Raw genomic sequence first — 19,364 nt, 5'->3', positions numbered from 1 at the left:
TTTACTATGCTAAAACTAGTTGAATGCCCTCGTGATGCCATGCAGGGTTGGCACAGAATGATCAGTACGGATGAAAAAGTGCAGTATCTGAATTCCCTGTTAAAAGTAGGCTTTGATACGATCGATTTTGGCAGCTTTGTATCTCCCAAAGCCATCCCACAGATGGCAGACACCAAAGACGTGATCCCCCGGCTGCAGCTGTCTGGCTCCAAAAGTAAGCTGCTGGCCATTGTGGCCAACCTGCGGGGAGCAGAAGAAGCGGTGGTATTTGATGAAATAAATTACCTGGGTTTTCCCTTCTCCATATCAGAAACTTTCCAGTTAAGAAATACCAATAAAACAATTGCCGAATCCCTGGAACAGGTACATTCCATGCAGGAACTGTGCATTAAGAACAGGAAAGAACTGGTAATCTATATTTCTATGGGCTTTGGTAATCCTTACGGAGATCCTTACAGCCCGGAAATTGTATTACAGTGGGTAGAAGAAATGGTGAAGATGGAAATCGGCGTTATTTCCCTCGCTGATACGGTAGGTGTTGCAGATGCCGCTACTATTACCGGCCTGTTCAAACACCTCATCCCCGCGTACCCGGATGTGGAGTTCGGCGCACATTTTCACGCAGCGCCGCATAACTGGGAAGATAAGGTGCTGGCCGCGTATGAGCAGGGCTGCAAACGGTTTGACAGCGCGATTAAAGGAATCGGCGGTTGCCCTATGGCTAAAGATGAGCTGGTAGGCAACCTGGCTACGGAAAACATGATTGCTTTCTGCCATCAGCGGAAAGAGCCGCTCACACTGGATATGACGGCATTGAGGGGCACACAGCGACTGGCAGATGCTGTTTTTAAAGATTAACTGTATTACATGCAATTTCATTTAAGCTTTCCGGTAGCGCCATTGTCTGCAGCTATCCAGTACGATCATGAGCTGTTGCTGATGGGGTCCTGTTTTGCAGAAGAAATCGGTGAAAAGCTGCAGGAGCACCGCTTTAATACCGTGGTGAACCCTCATGGTATTTTATACAATCCGCTTAGCATTACCAAAGCCCTTACTTCCTATCTCGACGGGAAAGTATATACGGCCGAAGATCTTTTCCAGCACAATGACCTCTGGAACAGCTGGGATCACCACAGCCGTTTCTCCGGCCTTACGCCGGAAGCTACGCTGGACAACATTTCCCGGATGCAGGCGGCCGCCACGCATGCTATTGAAAACGCCGATTGGCTCGTGATTACGCTGGGGGCCGCGCATGCATACATCTTAAAAGAAAATAACCGCCTGGTGGGTAACTGTCATAAGGTGCCGGCCGGAAACTTCTACAAACGCCTGCTCACCGTAGATGAAATAGTGACGGCACTGGATAATGTGATGCATCGCCTGTTTTTCCGTAATAAGAAAATTAATATACTCTTCACCGTTAGCCCGGTGCGCTACATCCGTGATGGGGTGGTGGAAAATAATCTCAGCAAAGCCATACTACTGCAGGCGGTTCATCACCTGGTGAATAAGTTTAACCGGCTGTTTTATTTCCCGGCATATGAGCTGGTGATAGATGATTTGCGCGATTATCGTTTTTATAAAGAAGATATGGTGCATCCCAATGAACTGGCGGTGAACTATGTTTGGGAGCAGGTGGTGAAGGCGGGTATCAGTTCGGCCAGCCAGGAACTGCTGCACAGCATTGCAGAAATAAACCGGGCGGCCAATCACCGGCCATTTAACCCGGAAAGTGCCCAGCACCGGCAGTTTCTACAGCATTATGCGGCAAAGGTACAACAACTGATGGCGGCTCATCCGCAACTGAAGCTGGATGATCTGCTGCAACGTTTTCAATAGTAAAGCGGAGGGACATTCCCTCCGCTTTACCCCGTTTACAATGGAATACCTCTTTTATCTTTCAGATAAATAATACCAACTACAAAACAGATCACAGCAATACCAATCGGGTAGATCAATCCTGCCAGGTGGTTGCCGGTATTGGTAACCAGGATGGTGGAAATGGTGGGCAGCAGTCCGCCGAAAACGCCGTTACCAATATGGTAGGGCAGCGACATGGACGTGTACCGGATGCGTGTGGGGAACAGTTCCACAAGGAAAGCCGCAATAGGTGCATATACCATTGTTACAAACAGTACCTGGATGAATATCAGGATCACCAGCCACAGGATATTCATACGGCTTACGGTTAATTCCTTTTTATCCGCTGTTTCCTTCAGAATGCTGCCATCCGTATAGCTGTGCACGCGGGTGGTTTTGAGTACCAGTTCCCCGGATTCACTTTTGGTAGAATTACTTTCTATCCTGAAAAGCTCAGTTTGTTCCTGCTTCAGTTGCACATTCCCGATATTATCCATCGCTTTATAGATCGGATAGTAGGCGAGAGCCGCCAGCAGCATGCCTGCAAGCATGATCTTTTTACGGCCGATGCGGTCGGACAGTGAGCCGAAGTAAATAAAGAACGGCGTACCCAGCAGCAGTGCAATAGCAATGATGATATTGGATTGCACAAATTCTATGTTCATAGTTTTCTGGAGAAAAGAAAGCGCATAGAACTGTCCGGTGTACCAAACCACGCCCTGACCCATCGCGGCGCCAAACAGCGCTATCATTACCAGTTTCAGGTTTTCCTTATTGGCAAAGCTCTCCTTGATAGGATTGGTGGAGGTTTTACCTTCCTTTTTCATCTGCGCAAACAGCGGGGATTCGTGCAGGCGTATCCGTATGTAATAGGACATAATGACCAGCAACACCGACAAAAGGAAAGGTATCCTCCAGCCGTAGTTGTTAAAATCATCGGGCGTCATGAGCATGCGGGTAACGAGGATTACACCCAGCGATACAAACAGGCCCAGTGTGGCGGTGGTTTGTATGAAGCTGGTGTAGTAGCCGCGCCGGTTGTCGGGCGAATGTTCTGCCACATAGGTAGCGGCGCCGCCATATTCGCCACCCAGGGCCAGGCCCTGCGCCAGGCGGAGGATCAGTACCAGTATGGGCGCCAGGATACCAATGGTATGGTAGCTGGGAATAAGGCCGATGGCGAAGGTGGAGCCGCCCATGATGAGCAGCGTGAGCAGGAAGGTATATTTACGTCCTACCATATCGCCGAGGCGGCCAAATACAATAGCGCCAAAGGGGCGCACAATAAAGCCTACGGCAAAGGTGGCCAGCGTGGCAATATAGGCCAGCTGCGGATTACTGGGCGGGAAAAACTTTTCAGCAATGATGGCGGATAAGCTGCCAAAAATGTAAAAGTCGTACCATTCAATGAGCGTACCAGCCGACGAGGCCATGATAACCTGCCAGATGTTTTGCGAGGGGAGCGAGTTCTTCATACGTGTTAATTGTAAACGCTAGCTTTTAGTAGTGAGCTTTTTGCGGGGAATAAGATAATGAATATTTACTATGAGAGCAAATGTCTAACTAAAAATCTCTTGTGCTTAACATCCGGGAATGTTTATAAAGCCTTATCTTTAATAAGGGCCAATTATTTACAATGAAGCAGGGATCAAAAGCTCATATCTGGCGTGTTATCAGTTTATTGTTGTTAGCTTGTATTACGTGTCACTATACCGTGAAGGCTCAGCAAACGATCAGCAACAGACCAAAAATAGGATTAACGCTTAGCGGCGGCGGAGCCCGGGGCCTTGCGCACATCGGCATCCTCGAAGCGATAGACAGCGCCGGGCTGAAAGTAGACCTGGTAACCGGCACCAGCATGGGAAGCATCGTGGGTTCCCTGTATGCAATGGGATATTCCGGGAATAAAATTGAAGAAGCCGCCCGTAAACTGAACTGGAACAGTTTGTTCTCCAACCAGCCCGTGCTTACTGATATTTCCTATGAAGAAAAACGGGAGTACAATAAATACATCATCGAAATTCCTTTTGAATATGGCAAGCCCAAACTGGCTTCCGGCGTAATTTCCGGGGAAGCGTTGTGGCTGGAGCTGGCCAAGCTGTGCTGGCCCGTAAAGGATATCAAAAACTTTGAAGACTTTAATATCCCTTTTAAATGTATTGCTACCGATGTAGCTACCGGTGCTATTGTAACGCTCGACAGCGGTGAAATTGTGACCAGTCTGCGTGCCAGCATGGCCATCCCTTCTGTTTTCACCGCCGTAAAAATCGGCGACCGCAAGCTGGTGGACGGAGGGGTAGTCCGTAACTTCCCCGTGATCACCGCGAAGGAAATGGGCGCAGATATCGTGATTGGCGCCAATGTGAGCGGCGGCCTGCGTAAAGCAGATCAGCTGGTTACTCCTTTTGATATCCTTTACCAGCTGGGATTTTATAAAGATGCGGACGATTTTACCAAAGCCATTAAACACTGTGATATTTATGTGCCGATGAATAAGGAGCTGGAGAACTATTCCGCCGCCAGCTTTGGCAGCGTGGACTCTATTATTGAAGCAGGACGCAGGAAAGGAAGGGAGATGTACCCGGTTTTTAAGCATCTCGCAGATTCATTGAATGCGTTATATCCACAGCCTCCTTTTGTGGCGGACCGTCTGCCATTTGCTACAGATATAGAATTGAGCAGCATACATGTGAACGGCCTGATTCACTCCGATCAGAAATTCTTTTTACAACGGCTGCATCTCAAACCCGGCGGCTGTTATACGCCATCGCAGCTACGAAATGCCATCCTGAATGTATACGGCACCCGCTTCTATAAACTCATTACCTATAACCTGGTGCCGGAAGGATATGGTAAAAGCCGGATGGATATACAGGTAGAAGAAAACCCGCTTACCTATGTGAAGTTTGCCCTGAACTATAACACGTTTACCGGCGCAAATGCGATCATCAACTTAACACAGCGGAATTTCATTGTGCCCAACTCCCGGTCGTTTGTAACGGCGGTGATCAGCGAAAACCCGCGACTGGAAGCAGAGTACTTCAAGTACCTGGGACGCAGCCGTAACTTCGGGTTTGGATTGAGCACGTATTATGAAAATAACGGTCTTACTTTTTATGATATTGATTTTAATAAGCTACAACCGTATCGCAGCAAGTATGCCAACGTAAATGTGGACATGCAGTATACCTTTACCCGGAATATGTCTATAGGTGCGGGAACACGTTGGGAGTATATCAAATACAAGCCGCAGCTGTCTAATTTTATGGAGGTGCGGGGAAGTACCAACCAGCTGAATACCTATATTAATTTCGGTATCAATTCCCTCAACCAGAAAATATATCCTACCAGAGGATTGTTGCTGGACCTGGAAGCGGGGCATATCTACAATCAGCACCCGGGCATTAAAGTAAGTTCGCAGGGAGTGGAGCAGGACTATGATACGCTTGGCGTAAACTTTCACGATTATCAGCGCCTGGCGCTGAACCTGAAATATTATATCCCGGTGGGCCGCAAGTCGGCCATAGAGCTGGATGGCAACATTGGGTATAATCTTAACTATAAAGAGTCGGTGGTGAACGCGTTTGTAGTGGGCGGTATGACCAATATCACCCGCAACCAGGTGCCTTTTGTGGGGATATACGAGGGAGAAGTGATTACGCCAAAAATCAGTGCGGTGCAGGTGGCCTGGCAGTACGAAGTGCTCCGGAATATTTTTGCTATCCCACGGGTTGGCGCGGCGGTATATGACGGGGAAATTTCCGGTGGCGGAAAATACGAGTACCTGGCCGGTTACGGTTTGGGCGGGGGCTACAGCAGCCGCCTGGGACCAGTAGAGGCCACAGTGATGTATAATGATCAGTCGGGCCGGCTGAAGTTTTATGTGAACCTCGGGTTTAACTTCTAACAGGGATGTTGTCTTTTTCAGTGTAATCCTGAAAAAGACAACATCCGCTTAGTGCATTCTGTCACCACGGACATCAATATTCTGCAATATTTCTGCTTCCATTTTTAGCCATTCCTGCCAGCGGTCCCGCACTTTTTCTTCCGGGAAATATTCATTGGCGAGGTCAATAAAAAGGCGGTAGTGTCCTGCTTCGGAGATCATGAATTTGCGGTAGAATTCGCGCATGTATTCATCTTCCAAACCTTCACTCAATAAACGGAAACGTTCACAGCTGCGGGCTTCGATCAATGCAAAGATCAGCAGGGCATCGAGGAAGCTGTCGTCGGCATGACCACCTTTCACCCGGTTATCCATCAGTGCATTTACGTAATCATCTTTCCGTTGCCGTCCTAAAGAGAGGCCGCGTTTTTTCATTTCAGCAAGTACCTGCCGGAAGTGTCCCCATTCTTCTGTAACGATGGGCGCCAGTTCCTCTACCAGTCGTGTTCTTTCCGGGTTGCGCTGGATCAGTGAAATGGCGGAAGATGCCGCTTTTTGTTCGCAATAGGCGTGATCCGTAAGAATGTCCTGTAATGAAATGGCTGCCAGATTCACCCATCGTGGATCGGTAGGCAGTTTTAATCCGAGTATTGATACTTTGCTCATATGAAAATAGCGGTTAGCCTGCGGCTTTTTTGCGAAGATAACGGCAAAGTTTAAATTGTGCATCGATAAAGACAGATCAATGAGTAAAGACAGTACTTCTTTTTTAACGCGGTTACTTGATGAGCGCAGGGAACAGCAGTCGTTCCGCGAATTGCGGCTGCCGGGAGATAAAATAGATTTTTGTTCCAACGATTACCTCGGACTGGCCAGGAATGCGGAAGTGAGGGAATATATCCATACGCTGATGGAGGAAAGGCATCCGGCCCACGGGAGCACCGGATCAAGGCTGCTGGCAGGTAATTATGAATGGATTGTTTCTGTGGAACAGGACCTGGCAGATTTTCATGGCGCAGCAGCCGGGTTGCTTTATAACTCCGGTTACGACGCCAACCTGGGTGTATTTTCCTGTTTAGGCCGCAAAGGAGATACTATCATCTACGATCAGCTGATCCATGCGTCTATCCGTGATGGCGTGCGTTTATCGGCCGCACAGGCGTTTTCATTTGTGCATAACGATGTTGCTGACCTGGAGAAGAAGCTGAAAAATGCTACCGGGAATATTTTTGTTGCCATAGAATCGGTGTATTCCATGGATGGTGATCTGGCCCCACTGGCCGGTATAGCAGCCATTTGCGAACAGTATAACGCGCACCTGATAGTGGATGAAGCGCATGCTACCGGTATCATCGGCAACAGGGGAGAGGGGCTTGTGCAACACCTGCAATTGACAGGCGCCTGCTTTGCACGTATTCATACTTTCGGAAAGGCAGTTGGCTGTCATGGCGCCGTGGTGCTGGGTTCCGGGATATTACGTGATTACCTGATCAACTTCTCCCGGTCCTTTATCTATACTACTTCTTTACCACCCGCTGCACTGGCTGCTATAGAGGCCGGGTATGCCGCATTTCCCTATATGCAGGCAGAAAGAAAAAAGCTGTCGGAGTTGATTGCGCAATTCCGCGAAGGCATTGTTAATGCAGAGCTGTTGCCCGGTACTACACCCATACAGGCGGTGCTTACACGCGGTAATGAGCATACCCGCGGTATTGCCCAACGGTTGCAGGCTGCCGGCCTGGATGTGCGGCCTATCCTGCATCCTACGGTGCCAAAAGGAGCGGAGCGCCTTCGCATCGTATTGCATAGTTTTAATACGCCGGAAGAGGTGGCCCATCTTACAAAAGTATTACAGGCATAAGCGGTTATGAATCAAATTTGATGTATTTTACATATTACATCCGATATGTAATATGAGAATCATCCCCGCAGTTATCACCGCAGCAATTACCTTATCGCTTACATACGCTTTCAGTCATAAACTGGGACAGATACCGCCACTGGGAAAGCTGTTAAGTCCGCAAACGGGCTTCTGGCAAAATGCAGAACCTATTGGAGAATTCCCCCGCGAACAACTGGTGTTACCCGGACTGTCCGGCAAAACAGAAGTTTGGTATGACGACCGCATGGTACCGCATATTTTTGCAGAAAACGAAGGAGATGCCTATTATGTACAGGGATATGTGACTGCGCGCGACCGTCTCTGGCAGATGGAGTTGCAGACCTACGCCGCCGCCGGCCGCTTATCGGAAATACTGGGCCCTAAACTGGTACAGTACGACCGGAAGCAACGCCGCCTCGGCATGGTATACGCTGCAGAAGGCACTGTAAAAGAGATGCTGGCAGATCCGGCTACCAAAGTAGCCGTAACTTCTTACGCCGCCGGTGTTAACGCTTATATTGCCACGCTTACCCCTGCCACTTATCCCGTAGAATATAAAATACTGGATTATAAACCGGAAAGATGGGATATTATCAAGTCGGCCTTATTGCTGAAATACATGGCGCACGACCTCGCGGGATTCGCCAATGACCTTGAATTCACCAACGCGCGCCGTTTATTTTCCCTGCAGGACTTTGACCTGATGTATCCTGACTTCCATGAAGCCACTGATCCCATCATACCGAAAGGCACTCCTTATCCGGCGGCTACGATAAAACCCACTGCGCCACCAGACAGCGTGCTGGCCGCGGCCGCAGCATACATGAAGTTTAAAACGGACAAGCCCGATCCGGACAACGGCAGCAACAACTGGGCCGTAGGCGGCAGTAAAACCCGCTCCGGTGCGCCCATTCTTTGCAGCGATCCGCATCTCAGCCTGTCGCTGCCTTCACTCTGGTACGAAGTACAGATCCATACACCCGATATGAATGTATACGGCGCTTCTCTTCCGGGCGCACCCGGCGTGATCATCGGCTTCAACGACCACATCGCCTGGGGGGTTACCAACGGAGAAGAAGATGTGAAAGATTATTACAGCATGCAATTCCGCAATGGCCGCTCCGAATACCTGTACAATGGCAGCTACCGTAAAGCAGACCTGCGTATAGAAGAAATAAAAGTACGGGGCAGCGCCACCGTTCGTGATACCGTTGCCTACACCGTATTTGGGCCCGTTATGTTTGATAACACCTTCCCGGATAAAACAGCCGGACAAACCTTCCTGGCCATGCGCTGGAAAGCGCTGGACCCATCCAACGAGCTGGCCACCTTCAACAAGCTCAATAAAGCCCGTAATTACGACGATTATCTCAATGCGCTTAACAGGTATACCTGTCCTGCGCAAAACTTTGTATTCGCCGATAAAGCGGGCGATATCGCCATCTGGCATAATGGTCAGTACCCGCTGCGCTGGAAAGATCAGGGTAAATGGATCATGCCCGGCAGTGACAGCACCTATGCCTGGCAGGGATTTATTCCTCATGAGGAATTGCCGCACATAAAAAATCCTGAAAGAGGATTTGTGAGCTCCGCCAATCAACGTCCCACCGACAGCACCTATCCATACGCCCTGTACGGTGAATATGATCTTTTCCGTGGCAAGCGTATCAATGAAAGATTATCAGCCATGAGCGCCATCACCACACAAGATATGATGCAGCTGCAAAATGACGACAAAAACCTGTTCGCCGCCGCAGCCATGCCCATGATCAGGAAACACATTGATACCAGTTCACTCACTGCACAACAGCAGCCCTACTGGCAGCTGTTAACCTCCTGGGATTTTATGGCCACACCCGACAGCAAAGCAGCCAGCATCTTCAACGCACTATGGGCACACCTGGAAGACACCATCTGGCACGATGAACTGCATCCCAAAGACACTACCATCCTGACTTATCCGCAATCCATCACCACATTGCAATTACTGCTGCGCGATACCGCCTTCCATTTTATAGATAACGTTAACACACCACAAAAAGAAACCTTATCACAATTGCTGCAAGGCGCATTTGCGCAAACAGTAACGGAGTTGTCGGAGTTGAACAAAGCGGGCAGGCTCGAGCTGGGAAAAGCACGGGGTACAGATATCAATCACCTTTCCCGCGGCATTCCTGCCTTCAGTGCTTTACATCTGAATACAGGCGGCGGCCAGCATATTGTGAATGCCACCAAGCAAACGCATGGACCTTCCTGGCGTATGGTGGTGCAGCTATCAGACAAAACAGAAGCATATGGTATTTATCCCGGCGGACAGAGCGGAAATCCGGGTAGTCCGTTTTATGATAACAGTGTAAATGACTGGGTATCGGGCAAATATTATATGCTGCATATTTTCAGTGCGGAAGAAAAAGATGATCCTGTAATCCGCTACAAGCTTGTGTTTACGGGGAAGTGATAAAATAATTTCAATAAAATTTGGCTGGAAATAAATAATTCCTATCTTTGCACTCCGTTAAACAAAAAGACGGGGTAAAAGATTCCCTAGCTCAGTTGGTAGAGCAATACACTTTTAATGTATGGGTCTTGGGTTCGAGTCCCAAGGGGATCACGAAGGAGAGTAAAAAGAAATACTCTTACGTAATTAAAACCTTGTAGAAGCTGATTCTACAAGGTTTTTTTGTTTTTAGTGGTAAATGTGTGAAAAGATAAGTAACGATAGAAAAGTGAGCGTTGAGGTTAGCAACAGATTTATTCAATTGTGTTAACCGTCACTGGCCTTAAATGCTATACTGTATTGCGTTTGACCAATGTTAAGTGATGTCAGGATAAGTGCAATTGAAACAATTTTGGTTAACTTAAAACAAATGGTGTATGACCAGTTTTTCTGTTCTTTTCTGGCTTAATAAAAGCCGCTCTAAAAACAATAAGCCCGCTATTTATCTACGTCTCAGCGTAGACGGCAAACGTGCAGAACTTTCCACGTATCAGTATGTAACCCCGGCATTGTGGAATGCCTCCGCCCAATGTATTAAAGGAAATTCCGAAGAAGCGCAGGCGATTAATCGACAGTTGGTAACCCTGAAAGCCAATCTACACAAACATTACAGCCACTTAGTTACGTCCGGTGGACTGGTAACTGCTGCTGCTATTAAAAATTCTTTCGCCGGAATTACAGAACACTCGCGGACATTATGCGAAGTGATAGACTTCCATAACCGCCGGTTTGCTGAAAAGGTAAAAGCCGGAATGAAGTCCGGGCGAACGCTGAAACGCTTTGAGATCACGAAAGAGAAGGTAATAGCCTTTCTCAAAGCGCATTTTCATGTTTCAGATAAGCCGCTTTCTGAAATCAAGTTTTCTTTTGCCCCGGATTTTGAACATTTCGTCACCACCACGCAGGGGATAGGGGCCAATACCGCCATGAAGTACGTGAAGATTTTAAAACAGATGCTCAAATTGGCTGTAGATCAGGGTTGGCTAGCCGTTAGCCCGTTAAGCGGTTTTAAATGCAGTTACGAAGAACCGCAACGGGAACGGCTTACAATGGATGAAATCACGTCCTTGTATAAAAAAGAGTTGATCCCGCGATTGGCAGAGGTAAGGGATATTTATTTGTTCTGCTGCTTTACCGGCTATGCTTACACAGATGTACTTCATCTTACCCCGGACAATCTCGTTATTGGCATTGATGGCGAAAGGTGGATTATGAAGGACAGAATGAAAACCAATACAGCGGAACGTGTGCCGCTTCTACCTATTGCATTGGAGATAGTAGACCGGTACAAAGAATCCTCATATTGCCTATTGTATCGCCGTTTATTGCCGGTTAATAGTAACCAGCGGTATAATGCCTACCTACAAGAAATAGCTGTTTTGTGCGGCATTAAAAAGCATTTAACTACACATACCGCACGACATACTTTTGCAACTACGGTGACGCTTGAAAATGATGTGCCTATTGAAACGGTGAGCCAGATGTTAGGGCATAAGTGTATCCGTACAACGCAGATTTATGCGAAGATCACGCAGCAGAAGGTAAGTAATAATATGCGGGCGTTGCGGGATCGGTTGTCTGCTCCTGGAGTAGGATTGCAGCGGATCGTTTAGCCTGGTATCGCTGCCGCGGGCTGGTGCCTTATGAACAGATGTTTTTGCAACGGTGTTCTTTATTGGGCCGCATCGGAAAAAACATCTGTTCATAAGACACTTTTGTTTTAGGAAGTGTTTTTCTTTTCACTGGCAATTATCTATTAATCGAGAATACACCAGAGGACAGAACGAGTTGTTTTGTTATAAATTAGAAGAATTTGGCAGGCGGTCAGCTTGAAGGGCTTCGAATATTTCACATTAAATAAAAATTTATTTTTATTTAACTGAAAATTATATAGTTCAATTGTTCTATAATGCAGCTTCTGTTAATTCCCAAATCGGCGTAAATTATAAATACAATTCCTGAAATGGAGATGTCTAAATAAGCCCTATAAAGAACGTTACTTATTTTTTATTGAGTTTAACTATCTGTTTATACTGATAATTAGAGTAATATAAATTTACTATTTATTTATATTGTTTTCTCATGCTTTTTAATTATATATTACGGTAATAAATAAAAGGTTAATAGATTAATGAATAAAGAGGTGGGTAAAGCAAGGCCTTTCCTAAGATGGGCAGGTAGCAAGCAAAAGCTAGTAACAACATTAAGTAGTTATTGGAGTCCGAAATATGAAAGATACTTAGAACCTTTTATGGGGTCAGCCCAATTGTTTTTTAATCTTCCAGTAACAAGTGCAATTTTAAGTGATTCAAATTTACAGTTAGTTGAGTTGTTTAATCAAATTAAGAAAAATCCATACTTGGTATATAAGATTTTAGAGAAATGGCCCGTAAATTCAGAGAATTACTATGAAATTCGGAAAATTGATCCAGCTAAGTTAGGCATTAATCAAAGGGCGGCTAGGTTTCTATATCTAAATAGACTTTGTTTTAATGGTTTGTATAGAACTAATCTGAAAGGGGAGTTTAATGTGCCTTTTTCTGGTGAAGTGCCACGACAAATATGCGATTATGATAATCTCAAAAAGGTTTCCGAAAAACTGAAATGCGCTGAAATTATTTCTGGCGATTTTGAAAGCGTTATACGGAATAGTGTAAAGAAGGGCGATTTTGTTTACCTCGATCCTCCCTACGCAGTTGCGAATAAAAGAATTTTTAATCAATATGGTCCACAAACGTTTGGGTTGAATGACTTAGATAGAACTTCAGATCTTTTGGCGTTTATTGATTCCCGTCGCGCAAAGTTTGTAATGAGTTATGCCAATAGCTCTGAGGTATTGCAGAAGTTCAGTAAGTGGAATATTAAGAATACTACTACGCAAAGAAATATCGCAGGATTTGCAAAATATAGAAGAATTGACAAGGAACTCATGATTACTAATATTGAAGTATCGCGTTAATGGCTGAGAAATTAACTATCGCAATAGCGAGTGATTTGCACTGCAGATATGGAGATGGAAAAGAGGGAGCTGATGTTAATACCTGGTTGACATCAGATTTGATGGAGGTACCTGTTGAAAGGAACCCTGTAGCGGCTTTAAAAAGAACAATACTTAAAGAGTCCTTAGTGGCCGATTTACTAATTTGTCCTGGTGATATTACCGATAAAACAGACAAACAAGGGCTAATAAGCGGTTGGCGGTATTTGGAGGATATTAAGTCGGCACTATCCGCTTCCGAATTAGTAGCTACAGTTGGTAATCATGATGTTGATTCTAGGAAGAAGCTAAGTGAAGATCCGACCAATTATCTAAAGCGATTTTCTTTAAAATTTCCGACTTCTTATGAAATTCAAAATACAATGTTTTGGTCTGAACATTTTTGTATTCTAGAATTGGATTTATATGATTTATTAGTAATCAATAGTAGTTTTAATCACATTGATGAAAAATCATGTTATAAATCACTAATACAAGCAAGCACTCTCGAAAAAATTGAGGGCTTAATAGAGCCGATAAAAAATAATGGGAAAGTTAAAATATGTATTACTCATCATCATCCGATTAAACACTCTAATGTGGATTATGAAGATGGCGATTCAATAGAAAGGGGGGATGAGCTTATTGAATTGTTAATAAAAAACAATTTTACTATACATATACATGGCCACAAGCATGACCCCAGGTTAACACTTATTAATGACTTTCCAGTATTCGCATCTGGGAGTTTTTCTTCATTGATGAATCTAACTGACCTTACCGCTCAGAATGTTTTTCATTTAATCGAAATTGAATATGCGACAAAAAAGGGTAAAATTAGGAGTTGGATTTATAGTAGAAAGGAAGGATGGCACCAAAGAATGGATACTTATTTTCCATGTAATACGGGATTTGGTGCAAAGATAACTATAGATGAAATCGCCGATTTGTGTCTAGCGGTAGTGAATAAAGGTGCTGATACTGTTGCTTTTTCAGAGGTGGTAAATCAAATACCAGAAATAATTTATTTGACGCCAACACAACAGAGGAAATTGACAGACTTACTTGCAGCTAGACAGGTTAATTTCTTGCCAGCACTGCCGAACATACCTAAACTAATTTCTAAGCTTTATACATGATTTAAGATATGAAACTCAACTCAGCATACGATTCCGCTAACGCGAAATATCTAGATTTTGAGGAAGTGGCCGATAGTTTCATTAGGAATCATTATTTCGATAGCCTGATAAAGAATAGTCATTCTATTTTGATGGGACCACGTGGCTGCGGAAAGACTACTTTATTGAAAATGTTAACTATTCCTGCATTGAGGTACTGGGATGAGAAGAACAAATCTAAGCTAATTGATGAAATACCGTTTATTTCAATATATGTTCCATCTGATATACTCTGGAAAAAACAGTTGGATCAATTAAATATCGATTTTACGGATTCCGAATTTACTAGCTTTATTTCTAGAAGCACCGTAACAATCAATATTTTGCTTTCAGTTATTAAAACATTTAACTATTTGTCTGATTATCTAATTGGCAAAGGTGTTATTTCGGCTGAAGAAAAATACGTAAAGGAAAATTCGATTTCTAAGCAAATAATTGATCTGTGGATTTTAAAGAAACCAATTCTTCCAACATTTGACGCTATTGAAATTGATCTATTGAATAAAGTCGCGATATTAAATCTTCAAATTCGGAAGAAGCGATTGATGCCATCCTATGTATTAGAGCTGGAAGATTTTTTTTATCTTGATTATTTAGATCTAGTTCGTCAAGCTTGCTTGTTATTTGAGAAGAATTATTGGAATGATAATTCAATAAGGAGATGGGCCCTTTGTTTCGACGAATTAGAAATTGCACCGGAATGGCTTCAGTCGGAATTGCTTGGTTTACTTCGAAGTACTGATCAAAGACTTATTTTTAAGCTAACAACAGCACCGATAATTTCTTTGTATAAAGAATTGAAAAATGGTCAAGAAGTCACTAATGCATCTGAGGGGCACGATTTTAATGTTATTAAAATTTGGACATCTAATCAAAAAGAATTTAAAGCATGGAAAGGGTTTAGCGAACAATTAGTAAAGAGCAGAATTAAGCGAAAATCCAATTCAGTTAAAAATATTAAGAATATAGTTGGTGACTCTGATTTGGAAAGAATTTTGGAATCGAATTTTTCATTGGGAAATAGTTTGCTTACAAAAAATGATTTTGAAAATGGGACGAATACTTGGATGCTATTTAAAGAACTTGGGGGAATTGATCAATCATTTAAATTATTTTTACATCGGCGAAAAGTAGATCCCGTCAATCCAGTGCCAAAGAATACTAAGCAGAAGGACGAAATTTTCCGAAAAGCAAAGCAGTTAGCCATTTATCGTTATCAGTTTTTGAAAAGCGGTGGAAAAAAACGATCCCGAAAACTTGTACCTCTTTATTATGGAATTCCTTTGATATATGAGCTGGCAGATGGGAACCCAAGGTTGTTAATTAGTATCGTAGACGAGATGTTAAGCGCATCTGAGCTTAGACCAGGTGAGTTTAGATCTCTTGAGATTCAGGAACAAACAAGAATTATTATAGATATATCAGAAAGGCAGTTTATGCTTTTTTCATCTCATCCGGATGCGAATGTTTATATTAAGGATAGAACTATTAATTTGAGTGATATTCTTGCAGCCATTGGCTCGTATTTTCAAAACAAAATGCTAGTTGAAGATTTTTCAGTTGATCCAATAGGATCTTTTAAAGTAGACTCGGATATAAATAATAAGTATGTAGAACTGCTTGAACTGGCTTTGTATATGGGGGCTATTGTTTATTTAGATAATAGTGATGTAATTTCAAAACAAGGAATTTTGAATAAACGTTTTAGACTGGGGTATATTCTTAATCCTTATTTTAATTTATTATGTAGAGAATATAAAGAGACAAATTTAAGTGCAATAATCGGTAAACCTGGAAACCTTATTAATCAGATAACTCTATTTTCAGATGAATATTAGGCGCACGAAACAAGTTTCTTTAGCGGAAATTCGAAACATACCATTTGATATTGTAATAATGGCTTCAGGATATGAGTCTAGGGCTTCTTTTTTAGCCAATATCATTAACGATGAGAATATAAAATTCACGGAAAAGATAGTTTTAGGATTTAAAGAGTCATTCGATGATCCAATTCGAAAAAATAATGATAAAATCTTTACAGATCTAGGTTACACTATTGATGAATTGTCGGGTGATGAAACAGGTAGATTATCTTTAGTATTGCATAATATATGCAAGATTTCTTCAGAGGAAGTCAATGTTTTGATAGATTATTCGTGTATGACCAGGGTATGGTATGCTTATATTTTAAGCTATCTAAATAGCTCCGAGATGGAAAAGAAAATTAATCTATATTTTAGTTATACACATAGCAAATACATCGAAGGTCCAAAATCAGCAAAATACAATAAGTATGTTGCACCTATTGATGGGTTTTATTCTTTATCTGTACCAGACCGCCCGGCGGCATTGATTATTGGGTTAGGGTATATTGAGTTAAGAGCGTTTGGCCTTTCTGAATTTTTTGACGTTCAGCCCCATCTTTTTATTAGCGATCCGAAAAATGATATTGAATATCATTTAGATGTTTTAAATAAAAATTCAAGACTAATTAACTCCGTTCCGAGGCGGAATCTGACTTTCTATCCCTTGCATAATTTGTTGTTTACAGAAAGTCAACTATCCAATTTATGTCTTGATCTAATGACTAGTTATCGCGTTGTTCTTGCGCCTTGCGGCCCCAAGCCATTCACTCTTCTTTGTTTATTGACATCGCTGAGAATGAGGGGGGTAGATGTGTGGAGAATAAGTGGAGGAAGTGGTGATCCGATATTAGATAAAGTTGCTTCAGGTGAAATTTCCATTTTGGAAGTTTCTTTTTATTGATTTTTATATCTGATTTTTTAAAAACTTTCGACTTCACCATAATCCGTAAGATATTCTATTGTGTTACAATCGTCTTTCGTTTACCTGCTTCGCAGTAAACTGCAAGATAACAGGTTGTATCACAACCTGCGTTTTTACCGCTTCCCCTCCGAAGTCGGACGCTGGTTTTAACCTCTTTAAAATTTTGAGGGGTAAAAATTATTACTCAACATTTGATTTGTTTTGGATAGATAATTCCACGCTTCGCTGGAACCCGCAAGATGTTCGGTTGTGATACAACCGTTTTTTTTAGTGCTTCTCTTCCTCAGTCGGGAAGCTGTTTTACCTATATCAAAATTCTACTAGGTCAAGGGTATCAGAAAACGTTTAATTATTTTCGAATTGTTAAATACCCAATAATTTAAAAAGCAAGTGTATGAATGAGAATGTGAGTAATGAAAATGCTATGTCCCCTTTGTCATTTTCCTTTGGCTCAGACCAATTTTGGCAGCAGGTTAGAGTAATAATCCGGGAAGAATTATTGGGCGTTAAGAACAGCCCCACTAGGATTGTTCATGAAGCTGGTAGTTTGCTTCATAAGCCTGTCTATAAGATGGCAGAAGTATGTGAGTTATTTCAGATCTCCCGCCAAACAGTGTACGACTGGATAAGAGAAGGTAAATTAAAACGGCATAAGATTAGATCGCGTGTTTTCTTTTTGAGGGAGGAATTCTGGCAACTATTTCAGCAGGAAAATAATAATGAGAAATAGAGATGTTATCCTGCAAAGCTGAAATCGAATAGTTCTTTGGGGGGTACATCCAGTCCTTTAGCTAATGCATAGATTACCGATAGCGTAGCTGCATGCTCTCCATTGATTACCCGGTAAACCTGCTTTGTTTCAATATTGCCATGGGCAGCAACTTCTTCTGGGGTCTTTTTCTTTGACTCCAGAAGTTTTTTGAAGTTTTGACCGAAAGCTGATATATATGCTTGATTTTTAGTTTTCACCTGCTCAAGGTCCTAAACCGATTAAAAATAAAATTGTCAAATTTGACAAAATGAGAATTATTTACTAGTTTAGCATTAAGAATATATTTTTGCGATTCTTCAATACAAGATATTGTAAGCAATTCGCTTTTTAAGTCTCGCTTTTGAAACCTGAGAATCTTCAATGCCATGAGACGATGAAGTGGATGGCTCGCGTTTGTGCGCGGGCCCACTTTTTCGTGGCATGGGCTTCTCAGGGCCTCAAAAGCGAAGGGTGGGTACCGCGCTTTTTTATGTCTAGTCTTCGCCCCCACTTTTTATAAACACATACTTTGATAAGAGGTTTTTTCAGCTTCCACTGGCTGATGAAGGATTGTATTGCCTGTTCAGAACTGTTTTTATTCACTTTAAATATTCTGTTATGGAGAATCTATTAAGCATCTTAGATCAAATTACGGCATGCGGTACCTCGGATGGCTTTATTGAGCTTTGCGAGTTCGAGTTATCGAATGTCATTGGCAGTAACACTGCCGACAGTTGGACAGCGGACCAACGGGCAGATTTCATGATGTTCTACGCCTTGTTTAGAACTAATACCATTGCGGCTTTTAATATCCGTGATGCCATACGAAGGGAAGGAGTTAAAGACCTAACGCCCGCACTGGCAACTGAACTTGAAATTGACCTATATGAATTATCAAGTTTTCAGTCAGGCATTGAATTAGAGGAGCTGGAAACTGCATTGGATCAATATATTTCTATACTGGTCGATGGCGACAACGGAATTGATGGAACAATAGCGGCAATTACGGACAATTATTTCAAGACTTTTTTCCTGACACTCCACTCATTAAGCGTAGAGGAACGAATCAGCGATCTGAAAGCGAGTAACACTAACCCTTCAAACTTCATTTATGAGCATTAAATCCCAACCAGTAAACATCATGCTTGAATTGCATACAGAGTTTTCCAGATTGCCTGTTCTCTTTCGGGAGCGCGTTTGCGAGGAATGTAATTATAGTACTCCGACTTTCTACAGGAAGATGCGGGGAATGGACAGGCGGGTGGAGGGCAAGCTCATACAGGCTTTAAGTAAGGCCGAGAAGGAAAAGATAAGAGAGATTGCCGAGGAGGTAACCAATGGCTTGTTTACCTCCATTTTCGGGGATCAAGAAAAGTAACTCAATATTCTTTTTGTGTAATACGGATCGAATGATAATTGGCGCTTGATTCTTCTCGCGCCATTTTTTTAGGGAGTCGAATGCGGAGCATGAAAAGTTTATGGGTTTTGGTATTACCAAAACATAGCTGGCTGTACGGAGCAGATAGCCACTTGCCCTTTTTGTTTA

The 19,364-nt window shown here is 43.2% G+C and carries 16 protein-coding genes and 1 tRNA gene; 14 read left to right on the top strand and 3 right to left on the bottom strand.

The genetic code is table 11. From position 1 onward, the window contains the following. Positions 1-6: 6 nt before the first annotated feature. Complete coding sequence (locus V7S65_RS25070; protein WP_079473488.1) at positions 7-858, top strand: hydroxymethylglutaryl-CoA lyase; 852 nt, start codon at positions 7-9, stop codon at positions 856-858. A 9-nt stretch (positions 859-867) separates the two neighbouring features. Then, positions 868-1,839 carry a GSCFA domain-containing protein gene (locus tag V7S65_RS25065; protein WP_336388203.1) on the top strand — a complete coding sequence of 324 codons (972 nt, stop codon included), beginning with the start codon at positions 868-870 and terminating at the stop codon, positions 1,837-1,839. A gap of 35 nt (positions 1,840-1,874) precedes the next feature. Here the strand turns inward: V7S65_RS25065 and V7S65_RS25060 are convergent, their stop codons facing one another. Continuing rightward, positions 1,875-3,335, bottom strand: coding sequence for an MFS transporter (locus V7S65_RS25060; protein ID WP_336388202.1), 1,461 nt, complete (start codon positions 3,333-3,335; stop codon positions 1,875-1,877). Between the two features lie 161 nt (positions 3,336-3,496). On the opposite strand from V7S65_RS25060, the gene V7S65_RS25055 reads away from it, so the two are divergent. Then, the gene (locus tag V7S65_RS25055) at positions 3,497-5,767 is read left to right on the top strand and encodes a patatin-like phospholipase family protein (RefSeq protein ID WP_079473491.1); all 2,271 of its coding nucleotides are present in this window, start codon (positions 3,497-3,499) and stop codon (positions 5,765-5,767) included. A gap of 48 nt (positions 5,768-5,815) precedes the next feature. Here the strand turns inward: V7S65_RS25055 and V7S65_RS25050 are convergent, their stop codons facing one another. After that, positions 5,816-6,412, bottom strand: a complete 597-nt coding sequence (locus V7S65_RS25050) for a tRNA-(ms[2]io[6]A)-hydroxylase (protein ID WP_079473531.1) — start codon at positions 6,410-6,412, stop codon at positions 5,816-5,818. 79 nt (positions 6,413-6,491) lie between these two features. Here V7S65_RS25050 and V7S65_RS25045 point away from each other — a divergent pair, with 79 nt between their 5' ends. From V7S65_RS25045 to V7S65_RS25005, 9 genes are all read left to right on the top strand, one after another. Continuing rightward, positions 6,492-7,607 carry an aminotransferase class I/II-fold pyridoxal phosphate-dependent enzyme gene (locus V7S65_RS25045; protein ID WP_336388201.1) on the top strand — a complete coding sequence of 372 codons (1,116 nt, stop codon included), beginning with the start codon at positions 6,492-6,494 and terminating at the stop codon, positions 7,605-7,607. Between the two features lie 52 nt (positions 7,608-7,659). After that, a complete protein-coding gene (locus V7S65_RS25040) occupies positions 7,660-10,086 on the top strand; it encodes a penicillin acylase family protein (protein ID WP_336388200.1) in 2,427 nt (808 codons plus the stop codon). Between the two features lie 80 nt (positions 10,087-10,166). Next, positions 10,167-10,239: transfer RNA gene (locus V7S65_RS25035), tRNA-Lys, on the top strand. 263 nt (positions 10,240-10,502) lie between these two features. Next, positions 10,503-11,738: a site-specific integrase gene (locus tag V7S65_RS25030; RefSeq protein ID WP_336388199.1), complete on the top strand. Its 1,236-nt coding sequence runs from the start codon at positions 10,503-10,505 to the stop codon at positions 11,736-11,738. Between the two features lie 518 nt (positions 11,739-12,256). Then, positions 12,257-13,084, top strand: coding sequence for a DNA adenine methylase (locus V7S65_RS25025; protein ID WP_336388198.1), 828 nt, complete (start codon positions 12,257-12,259; stop codon positions 13,082-13,084). Then, positions 13,084-14,241 carry a metallophosphoesterase family protein gene (locus V7S65_RS25020; RefSeq protein WP_336388197.1) on the top strand — a complete coding sequence of 386 codons (1,158 nt, stop codon included), beginning with the start codon at positions 13,084-13,086 and terminating at the stop codon, positions 14,239-14,241. Before V7S65_RS25025 ends, V7S65_RS25020 begins: the two co-directional genes overlap by 1 nt. Before the next feature lie 8 nt (positions 14,242-14,249). Continuing rightward, entirely contained in the window at positions 14,250-16,118 is a 1,869-nt protein-coding gene (locus V7S65_RS25015; RefSeq protein ID WP_336388196.1) for an ORC-CDC6 family AAA ATPase, read from the top strand. Next, positions 16,108-17,046, top strand: a complete 939-nt coding sequence (locus tag V7S65_RS25010) for a hypothetical protein (RefSeq protein ID WP_336388195.1) — start codon at positions 16,108-16,110, stop codon at positions 17,044-17,046. Before V7S65_RS25015 ends, V7S65_RS25010 begins: the two co-directional genes overlap by 11 nt. A 415-nt stretch (positions 17,047-17,461) precedes the next feature. Continuing rightward, positions 17,462-17,797 (top strand): helix-turn-helix domain-containing protein, encoded by a 336-nt coding sequence (locus tag V7S65_RS25005; protein ID WP_336388194.1) that lies wholly within the window; start codon positions 17,462-17,464, stop codon positions 17,795-17,797. Between the two features lie 5 nt (positions 17,798-17,802). Here V7S65_RS25005 and V7S65_RS25000 read toward each other — a convergent pair whose 3' ends face one another. After that, positions 17,803-18,036, bottom strand: coding sequence for a helix-turn-helix domain-containing protein (locus tag V7S65_RS25000; protein WP_336388193.1), 234 nt, complete (start codon positions 18,034-18,036; stop codon positions 17,803-17,805). A 400-nt stretch (positions 18,037-18,436) separates the two neighbouring features. Here V7S65_RS25000 and V7S65_RS24995 point away from each other — a divergent pair, with 400 nt between their 5' ends. Continuing rightward, positions 18,437-18,940, top strand: a complete 504-nt coding sequence (locus tag V7S65_RS24995) for a hypothetical protein (protein WP_336388192.1) — start codon at positions 18,437-18,439, stop codon at positions 18,938-18,940. Then, a complete protein-coding gene (locus V7S65_RS24990) occupies positions 18,930-19,196 on the top strand; it encodes a hypothetical protein (protein WP_339546582.1) in 267 nt (88 codons plus the stop codon). Before V7S65_RS24995 ends, V7S65_RS24990 begins: the two co-directional genes overlap by 11 nt. Positions 19,197-19,364: the final 168 nt, after the last annotated feature.

The organism is Chitinophaga sp. CCNWYY40, from assembly GCF_037483205.1.
GTDB lineage: Bacteria > Bacteroidota > Bacteroidia > Chitinophagales > Chitinophagaceae > Chitinophaga > Chitinophaga ginsengisegetis.
The sequence above is the reverse complement of the archived record's forward strand: the minus strand, read 5'-3'. Positions and strand labels throughout refer to the sequence as shown.